Here is a 21700-nt window from a genome sequence, read left to right as displayed (position 1 = left end):
TCGCATTAGGCTCTTTACGTGATAAAGCTAAAAGTTGCTTGGATTTTTCTAAGTTCAATTTAGTAAAAGTAGATAAGTATCAGTGTGCTAATTAGATCACATAATTTGGCAGATTGGTATAATTGTTAAGCGTAGATGTCCACACCAATTAAGTTTTGTACTTCAGCTCGGCGTTCTAAATTAGCAAACTCGGTGTAGGTTGAAATAGCACGACTTACTTTGGCTGTCGGTTGGTCATAAATCGTTTGTCGGTAACTAGGTTGGGCAGTGTCACTTTGTAACTTATCAGCCAGCGCAATACCTGCTTGGCTTGATTTAACAAACTCCGCAGACTGTTTATTATCAGCAGCAGATTGCTCCAATAAACCCTGAGGTTTATTAGTGTTGATCTGTCTTGAGGTAATTTTACCGGGTATGTCTCCCGAGTAAAACCCTGAGCCAATAGGTAGATTCAAAGTTGCGTCTCGTTACTTAGGTTATTAAATTATGTGCCAAATTTAATAACCTTGCAAGTTGCTTTATTAATCAGTTTATTCGCGTCCAGGTAATTTTTTCCAGGTTACTGTATCACGTACATATTTAGGTTGAGCTTGCGCAGCACTGACCGTACGTTGCGCACTGAAATCATCGCTAATTGTAGCCAACATAAAACCGGCATCAGGTAATATGATGTCGTTATTGATAGCAATTTGTGGGTTATCTGCCAGTGCCTCAGGGTATGTTTGCCAGCCAGTGCCCACTGCAATCCCTGGTTCGTCTGCAAGAGATAATAATGCGGGTTTTAATACTTGTTCGTCACCTTGTAAGGTCATCACACCATTATCACTGAGTCTGTAATGGGCAAAATATATTTCTCCCATACGCGCATCAATAGCACTAAATACAATTTTTTCACCGGTTTGTTGATAAGCTTGCTGCGCCATCATTTGCAGCGTTGACACACCAACTAGTGGCAGTTTACATGCATAAGCTAAGCCTTGCGCAATGGCGACACTAATACGCACGCCAGTGAAACTACCTGGGCCTTGGCCAAAACCAATAACATCTAAATCAGTTAAACGGCAATTTGCCTTAGCTAACAACTGATCAACCAACGGTAAGATTTTTTGACTATGCTGTTGCGGGCATACTTCAAAATGGTGAAATAACTGACCATTATAATTGAGCACTAAAGACAATGCTTCGGTAGAAGCGTCAAATGCTAATAGATTAATATCACTAGTACTGATTGCGTTATTCATGGTAATTATTTCTCTAGTTAATGTGTTCTAAAAATTCACTGGCCACTTGAAGGCTACGTGTGCGGCGCATCGGCGGCAAGCTTTTTAAAAAGACTTGGCCGTATTGGCGTGTCACTAAACGGTTATCGCAAATCACCAACACCCCTTTATCCTTACTATCGCGGATCAGTCGTCCAACGCCTTGTTTTAGTGCAATCACCGCTTGTGGCAATTGAATATAAGCAAAGGGATCATGTCCTTGTAATTGCGCATCTTGCATTTTAGCTTGGAGCAGTGGATCATCGGGTGCTGCAAAGGGTAACTTATCAATAATAACACAACTGAGTGTGCTACCTCTGACATCAACTCCTTCCCAAAACGACGCAGTACCTAATAATACGGCATTACCATGGCGGGTAAATTTTTCTAAAATAATACGTTTAGACATTTGCCCTTGCATATAAATAGGATAATCAATCTGCGTACTTAGCCCTTCGGCGACTAAATGCATCATCCGATAGCTGGTAAACAATACAAAGCAGCGCCCTTTTGCTGCTTTAATTAAATCGAGGGTAAGCTTAACAATCGCATGAGGCATATTCGCTGCATGTGTTTCAGGCAAATAACGCGGTAAACATAATAAGGCTTGCTGATAATAATCAAACGGACTATCAACCATCATACTTTTGGCAGGCTTAAGGCCTAGGCTTGCGTTAAAATGATCAAGTGCATTATCGACAGATAGAGTCGCTGAGGTGAATACAAAGCCAGCCCCCGTGTCTGCCATCATTTGCGCAAATTTAACTGATACGTTAAGCGGAGTTATATGTACGGTTAAATAGCGGCGTGTTGTTTCATACCAATAACTGTTACCTGTTTGGCTTATATCAAACACCCGTTCTAATTGCCCTTTAAAAGCTAAGGTACGCTCAAATGGGTGTTCTATTTTATCGCTACGGTCTAAACAATGTTTGAGTACTTGATACAAAAAGTCTAAATCGCTGATCACCCTATGTAACGCGGCGCAAATTTCTTTACTTGCCAGCATTTGTCGCCAATCACCTCGGCTACCATCTAAGCCAAATTGTAAGCGCAAGTCTGCAACACTGGTTTCAAGCTTATTTAAGGTTTTACCAAGTTGCAACATATCCGGAATGTCAGAGCGATAAATTGCTCGTAAATCATTAATTAAGTCCACCAGCTTTTTAGTGCTGATACTCTCACCAAAGTAATCACTGGCAATTTCACTTAATTGGTGTGCTTCATCAAATATATATGCATCAGCTGTGGGAATGAGTTCAGCAAAGCCGGTATCTTTTACCGCCATGTCTGCAAAAAACAAATGATGGTTAACCACTACTATATCGGCATCCATCGCTTTTAAGCGGGCTTTGCGAATATAGCAATCTTGAAAATCAGGACACTCTTTACCTAAGCAGTTATCTGCAGTGGAGCTTACATAAGGTAATACTTTGGCATCTTCTTCGATACCAATACAATCAGCCAGATCACCGGTGTGCGTTTCACTGGCAAATTTAGCCACCATGGCCAATTGATGCATCACATCAGAATCATCGGTCGGTACATGGGCAACATGCTGATTAAGCCGATAAGTACATAGATAGTTACTGCGCCCTTTTAGCAGCGCGGTTTTTTTACTCGCACTAAGCGCTTTGACTAATTGTGGTAAATCACGGTGATATAATTGTTCTTGCAGCGCTTTCGTGCCGGTTGAAATTATTGTTTTACCTTTAGACTTTAGCGCAGGGGCTAAATAAGCGTAGGTTTTACCTGTACCAGTGCCCGCTTCAACCACTAATTGCGAGCGGTTTTTTAATGCATCACTCACCGCAACCGCCATATCGATCTGCGGTTGGCGAGGCGTATAACCATCTAGAGATTGCGCTAACGGGCCTGCTGCACTAAAAAGCTGTTTGATAATAACGATCGCTTTGCTAAAAATAATAGCGGGATTTTACGTAAGCATAGCCCCAAGGGCAAGTGAATACGCAAAGCAAATAGCAAAGGAGCAATGCCCCTTTGCTATTGTTATTATTGTGCGTTGATCGTTAAAGTAATACCACTTGCCGCAGTGTAACCTTGTAAATCAATATACCAAGCACCAGCTTGGGGATTGCTAATAGTACAGCTTTCATTATTACCATTTTTATAAGGTCGACATTGATATGTTGACGTTGATGACGGCGAACCAAAATTCACATACAGATCAGCATCCCCGCTACCACCTAAAATAGAAATATTTAACGACGCGTAACCCGCACTGATATTTTGACTAAAGCGAGTCCAACCTCCTGTTGCCACACTGACATTCGTCTCGGTACGATTAATCGGTGTCGGTACATTATTGTCACCATCATAACTACCCGTTAAGGAAACACCGGTAATAGCGCTCCATGCTTCAACCATGACATGATATGTACCTGATTGTATATTACTAATAGCGCATGCTTCATTACTGTTTGAATTAGTGCTGTTACAGTCAAAGTCTTGTAAAGTAGGCGGTGCGCCAAACTTAACGTATAGATCAGCATCGCCACTGCCACCTGCTGTAGTAAAGTTTAAATTACTACTTCCTGCAGGGACTGCTAAGGTATAAAAAACTTGCTCTTTAGCAAGCGCATTAATTCCAGACACTGTGACACCATTTTCCAGTTCATTGTCAGTGGGTGGTACTTCATAGCCGGCATTTTTAGCCATTTCAGCTAAGTAGCTCACCGCAAGCTTGGCAAATTTACTCGCATGATCAGCATCAAAATTACTGTCGTTTGCTGTATGGATTAGCGGGTTAATATCAGCCATGCGCGACTCAAATGGCATTGAGGCGGCAAAGCCCTGCTGATACCACGAAGCATGATCTGAACAGCCATAACCACACTGATCAAAACCATAACTTAGGGTGGGTAAATAAGTATCGATCAATTGTCCCAAAAACTGATTTTGGCCGCTGTTAGTATAATCTGTCATCATCACAATATCATCGCTACTGCCATGATTACCGGTCATATCAAATTGCACCATACCTACCACATTTTTGCCCTGTGATTTATACGCCGTTGCAATCGCTTTTGAACCTCGCAGCCCTACTTCTTCAGCTGCAAAACCCATAATTTGGATTGTTCTTTGTGGTTGATAGTTATTATCTACGATTGCCCGAAGCACTTCCGACAAGACCGCAATACCGGAGGCATTATCATCCGCCCCGGGCGCTCTGCCATTACTAGGATTTGATTGATTAATTGAATCTAAATGACCGCCAACAATTACTATTTCATCCGCTTTTTCGCTGCCTTGAATAGTCACAATTACAGATGATTGCGACCAACTATGGCTAAAGTAATCAACACTAATATCAGCGCGGTTGCTCGCTAACTGTTGCCAATAATCTTTTAACCATTGAGATGCATCAACTCCACTTTGTACTGAGTAATAGCGATTATTAAAAGCACTCAACGAATTAACGGTATTGGTTAGATCATTAGGGCTAATGTTATTGATCAGTGTCTGTACCGTTTGCGCATTATCTATTGTGTAGTTAATAGCCAAACTGTTGATTGACTGATTCTGTACTTTAGCTAATTGCTCAGTATAAAGCTGCGCCTCAAGCAATGATTCATGTGCTACAAAGCCACCGCAACGATGGTAATTGTCGTGCATAAATTCACTTAAATTAGCCACTTCAGTCTGTTTAATACGCATAAAATTAATAGAAGATAAGCTGGATGCTTGTGGAGCGAGGAGCTCGGTACTGTGTTTATGAGCTGTTTGGTTTAATTTGTAATGTTTAGCTGCTACAGGGTCAATACTTACCCAAATACTGTCAGGCTCTTGTGCTATTACCAGCTGACTTACCAATAATGACACAGTGCCAAGCAGGACGCTTGGTGCAAAGATATTCATAACAGTTTCCTTTTTTTCTGTGTTTACCCAAATTCAGACTCTGAAAATATAAGGGTAAAAAAGGGAGCGAATGCTCCCTTAGGTGAGGATTAGTTAGCCGTTATTGTTAACGTTACGCCACTTGCCGCGCTGTAGCCTTGTAAATCAATATACCAAGTGCCCGCTTGTGGAGCAGTAATTTCGCAACTTTCGTTGTTACCATTTTTATATGGTCGACATTGATAAGACGATGTTGATGATGGCGAGCCAAAATTAACATATAAGTCTGCATCACCAGAACCACCCGCTATAGCAACATTCAATGTTGAATAACCTGCGCTTAGTTCTTGACTAAAACGAGTCCAACCACCTGAGCTAACACCTACATTAGTTTCAGTACGGTTTATTGGTGTAGTACCCGTATCACCGCCATCAAAACTCCCCGTGAGTGAAACGCCCGATATTTGGTTCCAGGCTTCAACCATTACATAGTAAGTACCTGCTTGAACATTGCTGATAGCACAGCGTTCAGTGCTGGTTGAAGTCGTGCTGTTACAGTCAAAACTATTTAGTGTTGGTCTTTGCGCAAATTTTACATACAAGTCCGCATCACCACTGCCACCTACCGTATTAAACTGCAAATTAGTGGCATTAGCTGGTACTTCTAAGGTAAAGAACAGTTGCTGTTTTTCTGTACCACTGATCCCAGTGCGTGGCACGCCATTGCTAAGTGGCTCGTCAATTGGTGGCTCTACTCCTCCACAACTACTACCAGGGCTTAAATTTGACGTTACACCCACTGCCGCAAGTGCGCTTTGTACATCATCTGGGCTGTAATCTAAATCACATGCCGCATCCATTACACCATTACCAGCCAAGTCCCAATTAGTACTAGCGGTCCAATATAATTGGTTTGCACGCGCCATAACCTCAAAAGCTTTTCTAGTATCCCAACCAGCTTTAGTTGCTAAGTTATAGAATGCTTTATTAAATACACCTGAGCTGTAATGTACATCCATCCCAGAATAATAACTCGATTGGTTATCAATTGAACTACCATCTTGGGTCGGGTTATTCATGTAACGCAATGCACCATTGCCTTTGAAAATTTCTTGGCCAACTAACCAATCATTAGTGCCTAGCATATAAAACTCGGCAGCTTCGCCAGCCATATCAGAAAACGCTTCATTCAAGCCGCCCGATTTCCCACTGTATACAAGCCCTGAATTTTGTTCAGTAAAACCATGGCTAACTTCATGAGCAGAAACATCTAAACTAACTAATGGATAAAAGGTATTTTGACCATCACCAAAAGTCATTGCTGATCCGTCCCAAAAAGCATTTTCATAATTACTGCCGTAATGAACACGCATTTGCAATTGAAAAGACAGCGGAGGAGAACCAATCCAGTCGTTATACATATTAAAAATGACATTACCAAAGTAGTGCGCGTCATTTAATGGCGAATAAGCGCCATTTATTTCCTTAAAGGTGTTTTCGGGGCAAGTAAAGGAATACGCTGAAGAGCCACTGGTGCCACCATTTAAATTAATGGTTTTAACATTTGCGTTATTCATGGTGCAAGTGTTGCCTGACTGCGACACATCTAAACTACTAAAATCAGTCCCGTAAATGTACTTTCCTGTTTTTAAATTTCCACCAGGGCCTGTCGCATTGGCATGTTGAAGGTTATCAAAGCTATGCAAAACCTCACCAGAATTCGCATCAATGATCTGATAAGGTCGAGAAGGATTAGCACCATAAGTAACATACGATACTTCATACACTAAATGTGCGACATGCTGCGCTTCAAGCCAAATCGCTAAACGCGAGTGTTCATTGTGCTTTTTAAGGCTTACTGATTTAGCCGCTGCGGGGGAGTTTTTTAACCCCTGTGTAATAGCCATTTTTTTACTGAGTTTTGGCATCACTGAGCTTATATCGCTACTAATATCATATACAGCAGCACCATGAGCGCGTTTTAATTGGCCATTATTATCAAACGTTAAACTCACAGTATCACCAATGACTGGTAATCCTTGATACTGTTGTTGATAACGCCGAGTCGTATCACCATTGTTACTTTTTACTTCTTTTAATACGACTAACTCATTACCTGCATCCAAACCAACTAACTGGATTGGGCTTGCCATAAGTACCGATGACGCACTATTTTGCAAAGCTGTAGTTAGGGCTGCTTGCTCATTCAGATATTGTTTATTTGCAGCTACTGCACTTGATACTTGCGTTACCGCAAAAGCAGCAAGAGTTGCTAATGTGATTTTAGATAAATTCACGTTTACGCTCCATTTAAATTGTTATTTATTTAATATTTTTGTATTAAACCGGCACTACCCGTTCCCGATTCAGATTCAGCCTAGACTGTTTTTACTGAAATTGAAAATTAAACAAAAAATTAACAAATGCGAAAGCTGAAATGCTCTAAAACAATGACTTAACCTTAAATTGTTAATTAAAAAACAAAAGAAACCCAGCAAAATGTAAATATATGGATACACAAAATTAACATTTACTTACATTTCATTTGTCTTTATTATTGGTAATGTATTAAATGTCATTTCTGCTCAGACCTATAACTGCAGTGATTATGTTGATTGACAACAGAGCTATATATGTAGATAGCAAACTGCAAATATTGACGGTTAGCAAAGAAGCTATTGCGGTTTAAAAGCAGTAATGTCGATAAAGTCTCAAACAAAACCATCAATTAATTTCGTTGTTGCTACGTGAGTAGCAAAAACGCCTCTTAAAAGTGTAATTATCAGCATTGTCGCGGTGACATTTGAAAGTCTCAGGAGTAACATACCCGCGCGAAAGTACATTCCCTTTTGCTCATTCCAATATATTATTTAAGGTCAAACAATGAATGCTTGGTACCTCATTTGTTTTTTATCTGCATTAGCGATTTTTATCGCATTTGCTAACCAGTATATCCTCAAAATGCAAACCACTATTGCCATAACAACTGGCTCAGTAGTGATTTCATTGTTATTAATACTCGCGGTAAAATTATTGGGCGATTCAACCGCACTGGAGATTACACAAATAGTCTCAAGTATCGATTTTAATCAATTATTACTCAAAGGCATGCTCGGCTTTTTACTGTTTGCAGGCGCACTGGAAATTAACCTTGCGGCACTCAAAAAACAACGTTTTGAAATTACCGTACTGGTGTTATTTTCGACCTTAGCCTCCACCTTTATCATTGGCTTTTTAAGCTTTTACTTATTTGCCGCGTTAGGCTTTGCGGTGCCTTTTATCTATTGTTTATTGTTTGGTGCATTAATAAGTCCAACCGATCCAATTGCAGTGCTTGCAATTATTAAACAGATGCGTGCCCCTGAAGGCATTTCTGTGCAAGTTGAAGGTGAATCATTATTTAATGACGGTATTGGTTTAGTTATTTTCACCACTATTTTTGCCGTGGCTTTTCTTGACACTGAAGCCAGTGCAGCAGGCATTGCAGAGCTATTCTTTGTCGACGCACTGGGAGGAATTGCATTTGGTTTAGTAATTGCGTTAGTGGGTCATTATCTGATCATCAACAGTCGTGATGTAAATATTCGCTTGTTACTAACCTTAACTATACCGACAGCAGGATTTGCCGCTGCCAATATATGGGAAATATCTGGCGCACTGGCGATGGTAACTAGCGGTATATTGTTAGGTAATATAACCCGTACTAAAGCGACAGAGCGCACCGGGCCTGAAGACACTCGCTACGTAAAAGACTTTTGGCACGCCACCGACAGCTTTTTAAATGCGTTGTTGTTTTTGATTATCGGGATGCTAATTGTCACTATGCCCATCAGCCTAGCTGAAATTGGTTTAGGACTACTAATGGTGCCTGTAGTATTACTTGCTCGCTTTATCAGTGTTGGCGCACCGTTTGTGGTATTTAAGAAATTTAGAAAATACGACAAACACTCAGTTAAAATTTTAACCTGGGGCGGCCTGCGCGGTGGCCTTGCTTTAGCAATGGCTGCGGCAATTCCTCGTGATCAAGTATTTGTGGGCGGCTCTGATTTACACAACCTGCTTGTTATTGTTACCTACGTTGTGGTGATATTTTCGATTATTGTGCAAGGGCTCACTATTTCGCCGTTAATTCACAGTAGCATTAGTGCCAAACAACAAAACTAACATTTAAACTTACTTCTGGCGCCGCAAGCTAATGCTTACGGTGCTAGAATTAGTTATGCATTTTCTATGCATAAGATCCTAGAAATATTACGCCCATGTGTCTAAATGGGTTTCGTCTTCCTCGTCTGTATTGCGCTCTTTCTTAGCTGTTTCAAGCTTTTCTTTAGACAGTAGTTCTTTGCGCTCCAACTGACGTTTTTGCCGCTTTTCACGTTCAATTCGCTGCGCGTTCGAATCTTTTAGCCCCGCAATATGAAAAGCGCCTTTCGACTCAAGTTGCAAACGAGTGATCTGCCCTAAATAAGGGATCATAATATCCATACGTTCCTCCTTTGGTTACTCTTATCATCGGCCGTTATAGCTTATTCTTTAATTTATGCAAAAAAAACTTGCCAGCTTCCCCACAAATGTGTTTTTCTATATGTGAAATTTACTTAAACAGATTAAACACTTTTGTTTACATGAAGCAATGATAAAACGAAAGTTATTTAGGATATATTATAATGCGCTTAAACCTGACAACAGTACATCATCACCACCATTCACCGGAATAACCTGTCAGGTCTTTCGCTGAGAGGTTATTCCTAAAAGGAACCTCTGGCGAGTCAACATACAATGATTCATTTTTCGCCCTGAGGTTCCCTCGGGGTTTTTAGTTTTTAAATTAAAGGAAAAATGAATAATGAGTAATAGCAACCGTCTACGTATCGCCATCCAAAAAGGTGGCCGCCTTTCTAAAGATTGCCAAGACTTACTAAAACAGCTAGGTGTTAAACTTAACTTGCGTGAGCAACGTTTGATTGCCCACTCGACCAATATGCCGATTGACGTACTACGGGTGCGCGATGACGATATCCCAGGTCTGGTAATGGACGGCGTGTGTGATTTAGGCATAGTAGGCGAAAACGTACTCGTTGAAGTACAAGCTGAGCGCCAGCGCCAAGGCGTACCAAGTGAAGTAACTAAACTGTCTAAACTTGATTTTGGCTACTGTCGCCTTGCACTTGCATGGCCGTCAGAACTTGGCAAGCAAGATAAAAGCTGGTTTGAAGGCAAACGCATTGCTACCACCTACCCTGAAATCTTAACTCAATACTTAAAGCGTGAAGGCATAAATGCCAGCACAGTAATGCTGACTGGATCTGTAGAAGTCGCACCACGTGCAGGACTTGCTGATGCAATTTGTGATTTAGTATCTACCGGTGCCACACTTGAAGCCAACGGCCTTATGCAAGGTGATACTATTTTAGAATCAAACGCCTGCCTTATCCAAAATAAAGACTTACAAGATGCTGACAAACTAGCGCTTATCAACAAACTTATGCCACGCTTACGCGGCGTGAGACAAGCCAAAGAAAGCAAATACATCATGCTGCACGCGCCAAAAGATAAACTGGATGAAATTTGCGATATTTTACCGGGCTCTGGCCAACCAACGGTACTAGCTCTTGCTGGCTCTGATGAGTACGTAGCCCTGCACATGGTGAGCAGTGAAACATTATTTTGGGAAACAATGGAGCAATTAAAAACGCTAGGCGCCAACTCTATCCTCGTTATGCCAATTGAAAAAATGATGGAGTAAGTCAATGTTGCGCTGGAATGAGGTTTCCAAAGATGCACAAGCAGCGGCGCTAATGCGCCCTGCTGTTAGTGCAAGTGTGGAAGTAGAAGCTATTTGCCAAGCAATTATGGCAAACGTAAAAGAGCAAGGCGACACAGCCTTACTCGACATGGCTAAGCAATATGATAACCGCGAAAATCCGCGCTTATTAGTGCCGCAAAGTGAGATCAATGCCGCTGAGCAGCAGTTAAGCGCTGAGCTTAAATACGCGATAGACACAGCCTACGCTAATGTAAAACGTTTTCACCAAGCACAGCTACCCAAAGATATTAAATTGTCGACTCAGCCCGGTGTGTTATGTGAACTAAAATACCAAGCCATTGAAGCCGTTGGAATATATGTGCCAGGTGGCAGTGCGCCATTGCCTTCATCAGTGATCATGCAAGGTGTACTGGCGCAGCTAAGTGGTGCGACAACCGTAGTGTTAGCAACACCGGTGCAAGGTGATTTACCGATAAACCCAGCAATTTTATATGCGGCTAAACTATGCGGTATCAAAACAATCGTAGAAAGTGGCGGCGCAGGTGCAATCGCCGCAATGGCTTATGGTACAGACTCAGTGCCCAAGGTGAATAAAATTTTTGGCCCGGGTAACAGCTTTGTGACTATGGCTAAACAACTAGTAGCTCAGACCATACCAGGCATGGCGATCGATATGCCTGCGGGCCCGTCTGAGGTGTTAGTGATTGCCGATGAGCGCGCAAACCCTGAATTTATTGCCGCTGATTTATTATCTCAAGCTGAGCACGGCGCTGATTCGCAAGTAATTTTACTGTGTAACAGTGAACGTATGATTGCCCGCACCGAGCAAGCCATTGAACGCCAATTAGCTAAACTATCGCGTCAAGATATTGCCGCAAAAGCATTGGCTAATTCATCGCTTATTTTGGTTGATTCAATCGAGCAAGCATTTGCTGTATCAGCACAATACGGCCCTGAACACTTAATACTGCAACTGGCTGATGCCAACCCGTATTTAAACAAAGTTAAAAATGCAGGATCTGTATTTGTGGGTGACTACACGCCAGAATCTGCTGGTGATTATGCCTCTGGTACTAATCACGTATTACCAACCTATGGCTACAGTGCCACTTATTCAAGCTTAAACTTACTTGATTTTTTTCGCACTTATACCGTACAAACCATTACTCAAAATGGTTTAAAAAACTTATCAAAAGCAATTTTACCATTGGCTGATGCAGAAGGGCTTGATGCCCACGCAAACGCCGTTAAGGTGCGTTTAGAGGCGATGAACAATGAGCAATAATCCTTTATTACCGGCCAATATTGATGCATTAGCAGCATATAGCTCGGCAAAAAGTGAGAAACTAACCGGCACAACGTGGCTTAATGCAAATGAAAGCCCGTATGTTAAAAGTATCGATATCAGCATTAATGATTTAAATCGCTACCCTGATCCGCAGCCTATGAATGTTATTAACCGCTATGCTGATTACGCAGGACTCAATGCTGAACAAGTACTTATGACCCGTGGTGCGGATGAAGGTATTGAGCTACTGGTACGCACCTATTGCCAACCAGAGCAAGATTCGGTTGCTTTATTTTTACCTACGTACGGCATGTACAAAGTCACCGCCGACACTCACAACGTAGCAATAAATGGCTTAAGCCAAGCATTATTACTCGATGGTACTGTTGATCAAATAATCAACGCTGTTGGTAATAGCAAATTAGTGTTTATTTGTAATCCAAATAACCCAACAGGCAGCTTAACACCGCTTGAAAAAATAAAGGCTATTGCAACAGCACTTGCCGATAAAGCACTGGTCGTTGTGGATGAAGCTTATATTGAATTTTGCCCAGAGCAAAGTGCAAGCAAACTCATCAACGAATTTGCCAACATAGTAGTACTTAGAACGCTCTCTAAAGCATTTGCGTTAGCAGGCCTGCGTACAGGCTTTACTCTTGCCCAATCGTCAGTACTAGCGCCAATCCGTAAAGTGATTGCACCGTATCCGGTATCAACGGTAGTGGCAAGCATTGCTGCAAATGCACTCAGCCCAGATGCCATTACTTCAATGCGTCGCCAAGTAAGTATTTTAAATGCACTAAGGGCAAAACTAAAGCAGTGGCTCGAAGCCTCCCCTGCCGTATTACAAGTGCTCAGTGGCGAAGGAAACTTTGTCACCCTAAAGCTCGCCGATAAAAACAGCTTTAATATCGCACTTGAGCAAGGCTTAGTTATGCGTGCTTTTACTTTATACGGCGAAAACGATTGGCTACGTATTTCAATCGGCAGTGAGCAAGAACTAGAACAAGTAAAAATATGGTTAGATGGCCTAAGCCAATCAGCCACTTTTAAAGAGCAGGAAGTATCATGAGCAACCCGTATTTATTTATCGACCGTGATGGCACTATTATTGAAGAGCCAATCACCGACAAGCAAGTAGACAGTCTTGAAAAGTTAGCGTTTTTACCAAACGTGATCCCTGCTCTTTTGCAATTACAAGGCGCAGGCTATCGTTTAGTGATGGTGTCAAACCAAGATGGCTTAGGCACTGACAGCTTTCCAACGGCTGATTTTGATATTGCCCAAGATAAGATGATGGCTATTTTATCAAGCCAAGGCATTAAATTTGACGACGTATTAATTTGCCCACACTTTAATGAGCAAAATTGTGATTGTCGTAAGCCAAAAACAGGGTTGCTTACCGAGTTAATGCGCTCAGGTAAAGTCGATTTAGCACGCTCATTTGTGATTGGCGATCGCCAAACAGATATTGGCCTTGCACAAAACTTGTGTTGTGAAGGTATTTTGTATGACGGTGATTGGAATGCAATTGTCACTAAACTTACCACCGCTGATCGACAAGGCCGCGTGACTCGCAACACTAAAGAAACGCAAATTGATGTAAAACTCAATTTAGATCAAAGTAAAAATGGCGAGATCAGCACCGGCCTTGGCTTTTTTGATCACATGCTTGATCAAATTCGCACCCATGCCAATATTGGCCTTGATATTCAAGCCAGCGGCGACTTGCACATTGACGAGCACCACCTTGTTGAAGATATCGGCATTGCCCTTGGTTTAGCGCTTAAACAAGCCATTGGTACTAAATCACAAATTGCTCGCTATGGTTTTGCGCTACCGATGGATGAATGCAAAGCAGAGGCACAAATTGACTTGTCAGGTCGTGCTTCGTTTGTATTAAACGCTAACTTTAGCCGTGAAAAAGCCGGTGATTTAGACGTACAACTGGTTGAACACTTTTTCAAAAGCTTAAGCGACAATGCAGCGATCAGCTTAATATTGTCGGTTAGCGACGGTAACTGCCATCACCAAGTTGAAGGTTTATTTAAAGCGTTTTCTCGCGCTTTACGTATGGCCATTGCCGCTGATGCCAGCCAACAAACAGCCAGCTCTAAGGGGTGTTTATGATTGCCATAATTAACACCGGTTGTGCCAACATAAACTCTGTACGCTTTGCTTTTGAGCGCTTAGGGCAAACGCCAGAAGTTATCACCTCGCCAGAGCAACTTAAAAACTTTGAACGCGCTATTTTACCAGGTGTTGGCCATGCATCTGTTGCTATGAAGCGCTTGGTAGAAGGCGGTTGGCAACAGGCAATCAATGAATACCAACGCCCTCTGATGGGGATTTGTTTAGGCATGCAGTTACTGTGCGAAAGCACTGAAGAAGGTAATGTGCAATGCCTTGGCAAAATACCTGGGCACGTTAAAGCACTTGATGTGGGTAGTTTAACGTCTCCGCACATGGGTTGGAATAACCTCACCGTTAATCGTGAACATGCTTTAACCAAAGGCCTTGATGCAAACAAGCAAGTATATTTTGTGCATAGTTTTGCTCATACCGTGAATGATGCAACATTGGTTAGTGGCGAATACGGGCAAACCTTCTCAGCGATTGTTGCCAACGATAACTACGCGGGTATGCAATTTCACCCTGAACGTAGCGCTAAAATCGGCACTCAGTTATTGCAGAACTTTTTAGACTGGCAGCTATAAATAAAGCGTATCAACACAAATTAATAAAGAGAATTCAAGTGATTATTCCAGCATTAGATGTATTACAAAATCAAATTGTGCGCTTATATCAAGGTAAATACGATACCGCACAGTTTTACCCGTTTGAGCTTGGTGCGCGCTTACAAGAGTACGCACAAAGCGGCGCAGGTAAATTACACCTTGTTGATTTAGAAGGCGCACGCGATCCTAATAAAAAACAATGGCAACACATTCAAGCAGCCACCAAAGTACTTAACGTACCGTATCAAGTTGGTGGCGGTATTCGTACTGAACAAGACGTAAGCGACTGGCTTAAAGCCGGTGCTAACCAAGTAGTAATTGGCTCTATGGCGGTTGAAAAACGTGATGAAGTAAAAAGCTGGATTGAAAAATTCGGTGCCAAGCACTTTGTTATCGCCCTCGACGTTAATAAAACCGACAATGGCTGGGCACCTGCCACCCACGGTTGGTTAAGTGAATCAGAATTCGGCTTATTTGAATTAGTCGATTTTTATGTAGCACTGGGTGTAATTGATTTTCTATGCACGGACATCAGTAAAGACGGCACCATGACTGGTCCTTCGTTTGCATTATATGAAGACTTAATAAAACACAACAGCAATATTAAAGTACAAGCATCTGGGGGTGTAAGCTCGCTTGATGACATTAAAAAGCTCAAAGAGCTTGGCGTAGGCGGTGTTATTTTAGGTAAGTCACTGCTTGATGGCGCATTTAATGTAGAGGAGGCGTTGGCATGTTATCAAAACGCATAATCCCGTGTTTAGACGTTAAAGACGGCCAAGTAGTCAAAGGCGTTAAATTTAAAGGCCACGAAGTGGTTGGCGACATATTAACAATGGCTAAAGCGTATAGCGAAGCTGGTGCTGACGAACTGGTATTTTATGAAATTAGCGCCAGTGTTGAAAAACGCCTTCTCGATGTAAACTGGGTAGAGAGCATAGCACGTCATATTGATATTCCATTTTGTGTTGCAGGTGGTATTAAATCAGTGGCTGATGCAGCACGCGTATTAGAACGCGGCGCTGATAAAATCAGTATAAACAGCCCTGCTATTGCCCGTCCTGAGCTTATCAAAGAACTACATGATGAGTTTGGTAAACAATGTGTCGTTGTCGGCATTGATAGCTTTTACGATGAAGTAACTGGCGAATATTTAGTGTATCAGCTTACTGGCGATCCTAATGCGTCAAGCCGCACCCGTTATAAAACCGAAGAATGGGTAAAACGCGTGCAAGACTTAGGCGCAGGCGAAATCGTACTCAACTGCATGAACCAAGATGGCGTACGCAATGGCTACGATAACCAGCAGCTGTCTAAAATACGTGCTTTGTGTGATATTCCACTTATCGCCTCAGGCGGTGCTGGCACCATGCAAGATTTTGTCGATGTATTTAAACAAAGCCACGTTGATGGCGCACTGGCAGCTAGCGTATTTCACAAAAATGTGATCAACATCGGCGAATTAAAACAATATTTAATAGATAACCAAGTGGCGGCGCGACTATGCAACTAACCAAACAAAACCTTACCCAAGTTGATTTTGCTAAAAGCGAATTGATCCCTGCCATCGTGCAAGATGCCCGTACTGGGGTTATTTTAATGCAAGGCTTTATGAATCAAGAATCGCTGGAAGTCACCTTTGAAAAGCAAAAAGTGACGTTTTACTCGCGTTCAAAAAACCGTTTATGGACCAAAGGCGAAACCTCTGAGAATTACTTAGAAGTAGTGTCTGTCCATACTGATTGCGACTATGACTCTATTTTAGTGCTGGCTAACCCACTTGGGCCAACGTGTCACTTAGGCACACAAAGTTGTTTTGGTGATGCTGCAAAACCAAGCCTAAGCTTCTTAGCGCAGCTTGAGCAAGTAATTGTATCGCGTAAAAACGACGACCCTGAAAAAAGCTACACCGCCTCTTTGTTTGCTAAAGATTTAAGCCGCAGTTGTCAAAAAGTGGGAGAAGAAGGCGTTGAGGTCGCTTTAGCTGCAATGAAACATGATAACGAAGAGCTAACCAATGAATCCGCTGATTTGATATATCACCTAATCGTGTTGCTACAGCGCCAAGGTCTAGAGCTACAAGACGTCGTTGCATGTTTGCAAGGAAGACATAAGTAAGTTTATCTGCTCTTGTTTATTAAGCGCTGAGTTTGCTCGGCGCTTTGTTTAAAGACCTTTAAGTAAGTTGTTTACAAAAAGGCTAAGAGGCGCCGCGCTGAATACCAAGCAAAAAGTCTTTTAAAATAAAATAGTTAAAACAGAAAATGCAACTGCGGAATATGAAAGGCTAGACTGCATCCAAGTCAGCTTTTAAAGTCTAAATCACGCTATTGCTGCAAGAGCTTTATTTTCTGGCAGTGAGAGCATTTTTAACGCTGCGTCTCTTGGTTTACTTTCACCTTGTTCCATTTCCTCACTCGTTATCACTAACATTAAAATAGCAAGCGAATACAGGTTGGGAAAGATTATTTTGTTGCCTAAGACTTCGTACTTTCTCGGGCGTAAATTCATGTACCGTAGTTAAGCAAAGCGCATCAAACTTTCGCATTAAAATAAAAATTATCAAATCCCCTTTAAACCTTTTTAGTCGCTCTATACGACTAAACTAAAAACACCACAAAAATGAAAGGGAATAATAATGATTAACGCATTCACACGATTGACTCTGATTGGCACTGTACTGCTATCTGCTCAAGCTTTGGCTTGGAATAACGAGATGACACTACAAGACACAAAAAAGCTTACCCTTGATGCTCAATCACTATCAGCATTAAACGTTGCAGCAGGTTCGGGCTTTTTACATATCGTAGGCAGTAATACCGACACTGTGACGGTAAAGGCTGAAATTTATCAATATGAAGCGCATGACAACTACTGCCTTACTTTAGATAAAAGTGGCAACTCAGCAAAATTAACTGCGAATAATTGTGATAACCACAGTGAAGATCATACGCGCATAGATCTAACGGTGTCGCTACCAGCAACATTCTTGCTTGATATTACCGATGGATCAGGCGAGATCTCGATTGAAAATGCAGCTGAAACTAGCATTCATGATGGTTCTGGCGCAATTATAATCAATAATATTTCGGGTCAATTAACCATTGAAGATGGCTCAGGTGCAATCACTGCGAGCAATATTACTGACAGTGTAAACATCCATGACGGCTCGGGCAGTATTGAACTGGCAAACACTCAAGGTGATGTAATTATTCATGATGGGTCGGGTAATATCGATGTGCAAAACATTGTCGGCAAAGTCACAGTAACCGATGGCTCTGGTGGCATTTATGTTAACAAAGCAGGCAGTTTTACTTTACTTGCTGATGGTTCAGGTAGCGTAACAATAAAAAATGTACCTGTTCAAAATCTATAAGTGGCCGCGTTTGCTTAAAGTAATACTTAGTTTTGATGCAAATAATTTTGAAATATTACGCTAAAAACGTTTGATATAAGTCATGCAATGATTTTATTTTCACGTCTTTAATGGCATTTTTTCAAGCCCTTAGGTATCCTTTAAGCAACTACGAAGGATTAGCTATCACAAAAGGATAGTCCACTATGAAAAAGTATTTATCGGTATTATTAACAGGCCTTATTTTATCAGGTTGTAGCAGCTTAACAACAGAGCAAAAAGCAAGTATTGATAACCTCACGCCTTGTGAAAAAATCAATGGTTTATTAGCAGCCTACGACTCACGTTTTGAGGTGTTAAAGCGTACCCGCGTGAATACAAAGTACGCAGAAACCTGGACAGCTAAATACAATCTCGTTGGTGAAGCATGCCAAATCAGTGCTTTGGATGCCGATACAGTGACTTATCGTTGCCAAGATAATTACCAAGAACAAACGCAAGCGGTGGCCATTCATCAAAAGGCTGTTGATTTCACCCGAGCTTGTTTAGCGCAAAATAACTGGCACGAACAACAAAAAGAATCTGCTGATTCATTACGCACTACCTTTGTACTTGATGAAAAAAACCCAGCTATTTCAATTCATACCGGAAAAACATTATCTCGCTCGACGCCTTGGTCTACCTCATTTGAAGTAGGTAAATCGGTAGCAAATAAATAGCATTAAAACCATAAAACAGGTCAGCAAATGTTGGCCTACTTGGCTAAGGATTTATGAATTCAACACCCCAAAAAAGTTCATCGCTATTAAAAACCGACTGCATTGGGAAATGCCACCGTCTCAAAGGCTATTGCAGCGGCTGCGGCCGAACTAGCGACGAAATATTTGACTGGATCATTTTATCAGACCAAGAGAAACAAGCTATTTTAGATACTCCTAGAGAGGATGCTAATACCCCATAGCTTATTAAGATGCATTGCGTTGCGACGGGTCGCGTTTAAAGTCTTTAATTAATTGCTTAGGGTCAAGCTGCTCGCGTTGCTTACTTGCTGCCTCAGCCCACCACAGTAACTGATTAAACGACCGCGAAAAATATTCGCGCCATGATACTTGCTCTGCCTCTTTGTTTGTTTCACCACTTTCAATAAATACATCTTGCGCTTTTGGCACATGGATCATAGCCGACACCGGCAAACACCCAAGCTCACTTAAAAAACTGCGCATCCCAACAGCGGCACGAACGCCACCCCACTGCCCCGCAGAATACGTAACAATAACGCTGGGTTTGTAAGCAAATAAAGAGCTACCAAAATGGTTTAATAAATTAGCCAATGCTGGACTCATTGAATGATTGTACTCAGGGCTGACCATAATAAAACCATCGCTGGCTTTAATTTTTTCCGCGAGGTCATCGAGTTTTTTAGGCACCTCGGCTTGTGAATAAGCAAAGTGCGGTTTGAATATAGGGTCCAGCTCATAGTCTAGCGGATCTATCAGTTCAATATCGTGGTCACTGTATTGCTCAAGCAAACAGCGTTGGCATGCCTTGGCAACTCTTTCACCGAGACGTGCCGGCTTAGGTGGCGAGCTTTTTCGAACTGAACCTAAAAAAATTAATAGTTTCATGTACTGGCACTCCATTTTATTTAAATCATTATACGAATATAAACGTAAATTTGTGCGGTAGGTCATAAATAAAACCTACCTTACAAGCAAAACATAAAATGCATGTTTAAACATTAATGTGGATCACGCTTTACCCCTGTAGCTAACATTACTAAGCTTTATCGAGCGCTTGGCTTACATCAGCAATGATATCGTCGATGTTTTCAATACCCACTGATAAACGAATTAAATCGCGGCTAACCCCTGCGTTCGCCAATTCTTCATCATTTAATTGTCGATGCGTGGTTGATGCTGGGTGGCAAGCCAATGACTTTGCATCACCGATATTTACTAAACGTAAAATCATATTCAGTGCATCAATAAAGCGAGTGCCAGCTTCAAGGCCACCCGCTATCCCAAAGCTTAAAATACCAGACGCTTTGCCACTAGTGGTTGTTTTACTCATTGCGTTATAGGGACTTGAAGCTAACCCCGCGTAATTAACCCAAAGCACCTTAGGGTTATTCTCTAGGTATTCAGCAAGCTGTTGTGCGTTTTCACAGTGACGCTGCATTCTTAGCCCTAAAGTTTCAAGACCAATTAAAATGTCAGAGGCGTTTTTAGGCGCAAGTGCCGCACCGGTATTTCTAAGTGGAACAACACGGCAGCGACCAATAAACGCCGCTTCAGCAAAAGCATCGGTATAAACCACATTATGATACGACGGATCAGGCTCATTCATCATCGCAAAACGAGTGGCATTGGCTTTCCAGTCGAACTTACCCGAATCAACAATTATGCCGCCAATCGCCGTACCATGGCCGTTAATATATTTAGTAAGCGAATGCACCACAATATCGGCACCCAACTCAAATGGCCGGCATAAATACGGCGTTGCTACCGTGTTATCAACAATCAGCGGCACGCCTTTGCTATGGGCTATTTTAGCTAATCGAGCGATATCAACAATATTCCCTGCAGGGTTACCAATCGACTCACAAAAAACCGCACGGGTATTCTCATCAATCGCGTTTTCAAAACCGGCAAAGTCATCCGCTTTAATCATCCGCGCTTCAATACCTTGGCGCGGTAGACTATGCGCAAATAAGTTATAAGTACCACCATACACTTGGCTGGTACTGACAATATTAGTGCCCACTTCACACAAACATTGAATTGCGTAAGTGATGGCCGCCATACCAGAGGCCACAGCAAGCGCACCAATGCCCCCTTCCATGGCCGCAATACGCTGTTCAAGCACCGCATTAGTCGGGTTCATAATACGAGTATAAATATTCCCGGGTACTATTAAATCAAATAAATCAGCACCATGTTGAGTACTATCAAACGTATACGATGAGGTATTATAAATCGGCACCGCCGCCGATTTAGTTGTAGGTTCAGATTCATAACCGTGATGCAGCGCTAAAGACTCAAGTTTCATAATTATTTCCTTCAATTAATTTGCCACTAAGCTAGCATTTATTGGTTATAAAGTGCACATGAAATATATTAAAGGATGTTGAAGTAATTAGATTTAAGTTAAATTCTGCTAAGAGAGAATTATGTTAGTTTGTTCCACCTTAAACGAACACCTGCTTTTCTTAAGAAAGTGGACATAGCTGTTTATTATGGTTTAGGCTGTGAAGCGTGCATTGACTGATTGAACGTATCTTAACTCCAGATCGTCCTCTGGACTTTTCAGTGTGTAATGGTCAACAAATTCTGTAGAGATTCTAAGCGGCATTTTTTAATTCATTATATTTCTGATGTGGCGTCATATAATTAAGCGTAGAATGCCTACGTTTGTAATTGTAAAACTGAATATAAT

At 41.7% G+C, this 21700-nt stretch carries 21 protein-coding genes; 12 read left to right on the top strand and 9 right to left on the bottom strand.

The window, feature by feature from the left end; all coding sequences use genetic code 11:
- Positions 1 to 125: 125 nt before the first annotated feature.
- From H5232_RS18350 to H5232_RS18330, 5 genes are all read right to left on the bottom strand, one after another.
- Complete coding sequence (locus tag H5232_RS18350; RefSeq protein ID WP_149980212.1) at positions 126 to 455, bottom strand: hypothetical protein; 330 nt, start codon at positions 453 to 455, stop codon at positions 126 to 128.
- 75 nt (positions 456 to 530) lie between these two features.
- Positions 531 to 1241: a tRNA (adenosine(37)-N6)-threonylcarbamoyltransferase complex dimerization subunit type 1 TsaB gene (gene tsaB / locus H5232_RS18345; RefSeq protein WP_182831296.1), complete on the bottom strand. Its 711-nt coding sequence runs from the start codon at positions 1239 to 1241 to the stop codon at positions 531 to 533.
- A 13-nt stretch (positions 1242 to 1254) separates the two neighbouring features.
- A complete protein-coding gene (locus H5232_RS18340) occupies positions 1255 to 3081 on the bottom strand; it encodes an ATP-dependent DNA helicase (RefSeq protein ID WP_220491309.1) in 1827 nt (608 codons plus the stop codon).
- A gap of 191 nt (positions 3082 to 3272) precedes the next feature.
- Positions 3273 to 5138, bottom strand: coding sequence for a M28 family metallopeptidase (locus tag H5232_RS18335; RefSeq protein WP_182767958.1), 1866 nt, complete (start codon positions 5136 to 5138; stop codon positions 3273 to 3275).
- An 89-nt stretch (positions 5139 to 5227) separates the two neighbouring features.
- On the bottom strand, positions 5228 to 7414 hold the full coding sequence (locus H5232_RS18330) for a pre-peptidase C-terminal domain-containing protein (RefSeq protein WP_182831295.1): 2187 nt from the start codon (positions 7412 to 7414) through the stop codon (positions 5228 to 5230).
- A gap of 586 nt (positions 7415 to 8000) precedes the next feature.
- Here H5232_RS18330 and H5232_RS18325 point away from each other — a divergent pair.
- Entirely contained in the window at positions 8001 to 9281 is a 1281-nt protein-coding gene (locus H5232_RS18325; RefSeq protein ID WP_145235717.1) for a sodium:proton antiporter, read from the top strand.
- An 87-nt stretch (positions 9282 to 9368) separates the two neighbouring features.
- On the opposite strand, the gene H5232_RS18320 is transcribed toward H5232_RS18325, so the two are convergent.
- Complete coding sequence (locus tag H5232_RS18320; RefSeq protein WP_182718775.1) at positions 9369 to 9602, bottom strand: hypothetical protein; 234 nt, start codon at positions 9600 to 9602, stop codon at positions 9369 to 9371.
- A gap of 361 nt (positions 9603 to 9963) precedes the next feature.
- On the opposite strand from H5232_RS18320, the gene hisG reads away from it, so the two are divergent.
- The 11 genes from hisG (at position 9964) to H5232_RS18265 (ending at position 19226) form a co-directional block, all read left to right on the top strand.
- A complete protein-coding gene (gene hisG / locus H5232_RS18315; protein ID WP_182767960.1) occupies positions 9964 to 10863 on the top strand; it encodes an ATP phosphoribosyltransferase in 900 nt (299 codons plus the stop codon).
- Between the two features lie 4 nt (positions 10864 to 10867).
- Positions 10868 to 12169 (top strand): histidinol dehydrogenase, encoded by a 1302-nt coding sequence (gene hisD, locus H5232_RS18310; protein ID WP_149980206.1) that lies wholly within the window; start codon positions 10868 to 10870, stop codon positions 12167 to 12169.
- On the top strand, positions 12159 to 13244 hold the full coding sequence (gene hisC, locus H5232_RS18305) for a histidinol-phosphate transaminase (protein ID WP_182767961.1): 1086 nt from the start codon (positions 12159 to 12161) through the stop codon (positions 13242 to 13244). The genes hisD and hisC overlap by 11 nt, the downstream gene beginning before the upstream one ends.
- Positions 13241 to 14302, top strand: a complete 1062-nt coding sequence (hisB, locus tag H5232_RS18300; RefSeq protein ID WP_182831294.1) for a bifunctional histidinol-phosphatase/imidazoleglycerol-phosphate dehydratase HisB — start codon at positions 13241 to 13243, stop codon at positions 14300 to 14302. Before hisC ends, hisB begins: the two co-directional genes overlap by 4 nt.
- Positions 14299 to 14889, top strand: coding sequence for an imidazole glycerol phosphate synthase subunit HisH (hisH, locus tag H5232_RS18295; RefSeq protein ID WP_182761065.1), 591 nt, complete (start codon positions 14299 to 14301; stop codon positions 14887 to 14889). Before hisB ends, hisH begins: the two co-directional genes overlap by 4 nt.
- 38 nt (positions 14890 to 14927) lie before the next feature.
- Complete coding sequence (locus H5232_RS18290) at positions 14928 to 15662, top strand: 1-(5-phosphoribosyl)-5-[(5-phosphoribosylamino)methylideneamino] imidazole-4-carboxamide isomerase (RefSeq protein ID WP_149980202.1); 735 nt, start codon at positions 14928 to 14930, stop codon at positions 15660 to 15662.
- Positions 15644 to 16423, top strand: coding sequence for an imidazole glycerol phosphate synthase subunit HisF (gene hisF / locus H5232_RS18285; protein ID WP_182831293.1), 780 nt, complete (start codon positions 15644 to 15646; stop codon positions 16421 to 16423). The genes H5232_RS18290 and hisF overlap by 19 nt, the downstream gene beginning before the upstream one ends.
- Positions 16414 to 17028, top strand: coding sequence for a bifunctional phosphoribosyl-AMP cyclohydrolase/phosphoribosyl-ATP diphosphatase HisIE (gene hisIE, locus H5232_RS18280; protein ID WP_149980200.1), 615 nt, complete (start codon positions 16414 to 16416; stop codon positions 17026 to 17028). The genes hisF and hisIE overlap by 10 nt, the downstream gene beginning before the upstream one ends.
- Positions 17029 to 17548: 520 nt before the next feature.
- A complete protein-coding gene (locus tag H5232_RS18275) occupies positions 17549 to 18286 on the top strand; it encodes a hypothetical protein (RefSeq protein WP_182794202.1) in 738 nt (245 codons plus the stop codon).
- 185 nt (positions 18287 to 18471) lie between these two features.
- On the top strand, positions 18472 to 18984 hold the full coding sequence (locus tag H5232_RS18270) for a hypothetical protein (RefSeq protein ID WP_145235753.1): 513 nt from the start codon (positions 18472 to 18474) through the stop codon (positions 18982 to 18984).
- A gap of 53 nt (positions 18985 to 19037) precedes the next feature.
- The gene (locus tag H5232_RS18265; protein ID WP_149980198.1) at positions 19038 to 19226 is read left to right on the top strand and encodes a DUF1289 domain-containing protein; all 189 of its coding nucleotides are present in this window, start codon (positions 19038 to 19040) and stop codon (positions 19224 to 19226) included.
- A gap of 4 nt (positions 19227 to 19230) precedes the next feature.
- Here the strand turns inward: H5232_RS18265 and H5232_RS18260 are convergent, their stop codons facing one another.
- From H5232_RS18260 to H5232_RS24755, 3 genes are all read right to left on the bottom strand, one after another.
- Positions 19231 to 19890, bottom strand: coding sequence for an NADPH-dependent FMN reductase (locus H5232_RS18260; RefSeq protein ID WP_182831292.1), 660 nt, complete (start codon positions 19888 to 19890; stop codon positions 19231 to 19233).
- Positions 19891 to 20041: 151 nt separating this feature from the next.
- Positions 20042 to 21313 (bottom strand): O-acetylhomoserine aminocarboxypropyltransferase/cysteine synthase family protein, encoded by a 1272-nt coding sequence (locus H5232_RS18255; protein WP_182831291.1) that lies wholly within the window; start codon positions 21311 to 21313, stop codon positions 20042 to 20044.
- A 292-nt stretch (positions 21314 to 21605) separates the two neighbouring features.
- Positions 21606 to 21700 (bottom strand): IS3 family transposase (locus tag H5232_RS24755; RefSeq protein WP_404936147.1); only part of this gene is annotated, 95 nt, incomplete at its 5' end.

The sequence above is a fragment of the Pseudoalteromonas sp. SG41-5 genome (assembly GCF_014164495.1).
Lineage (GTDB): Bacteria > Pseudomonadota > Gammaproteobacteria > Enterobacterales > Alteromonadaceae > Pseudoalteromonas > Pseudoalteromonas rhizosphaerae.
The sequence above is the reverse complement of the archived record's forward strand: the minus strand, read 5'-3'. Positions and strand labels throughout refer to the sequence as shown.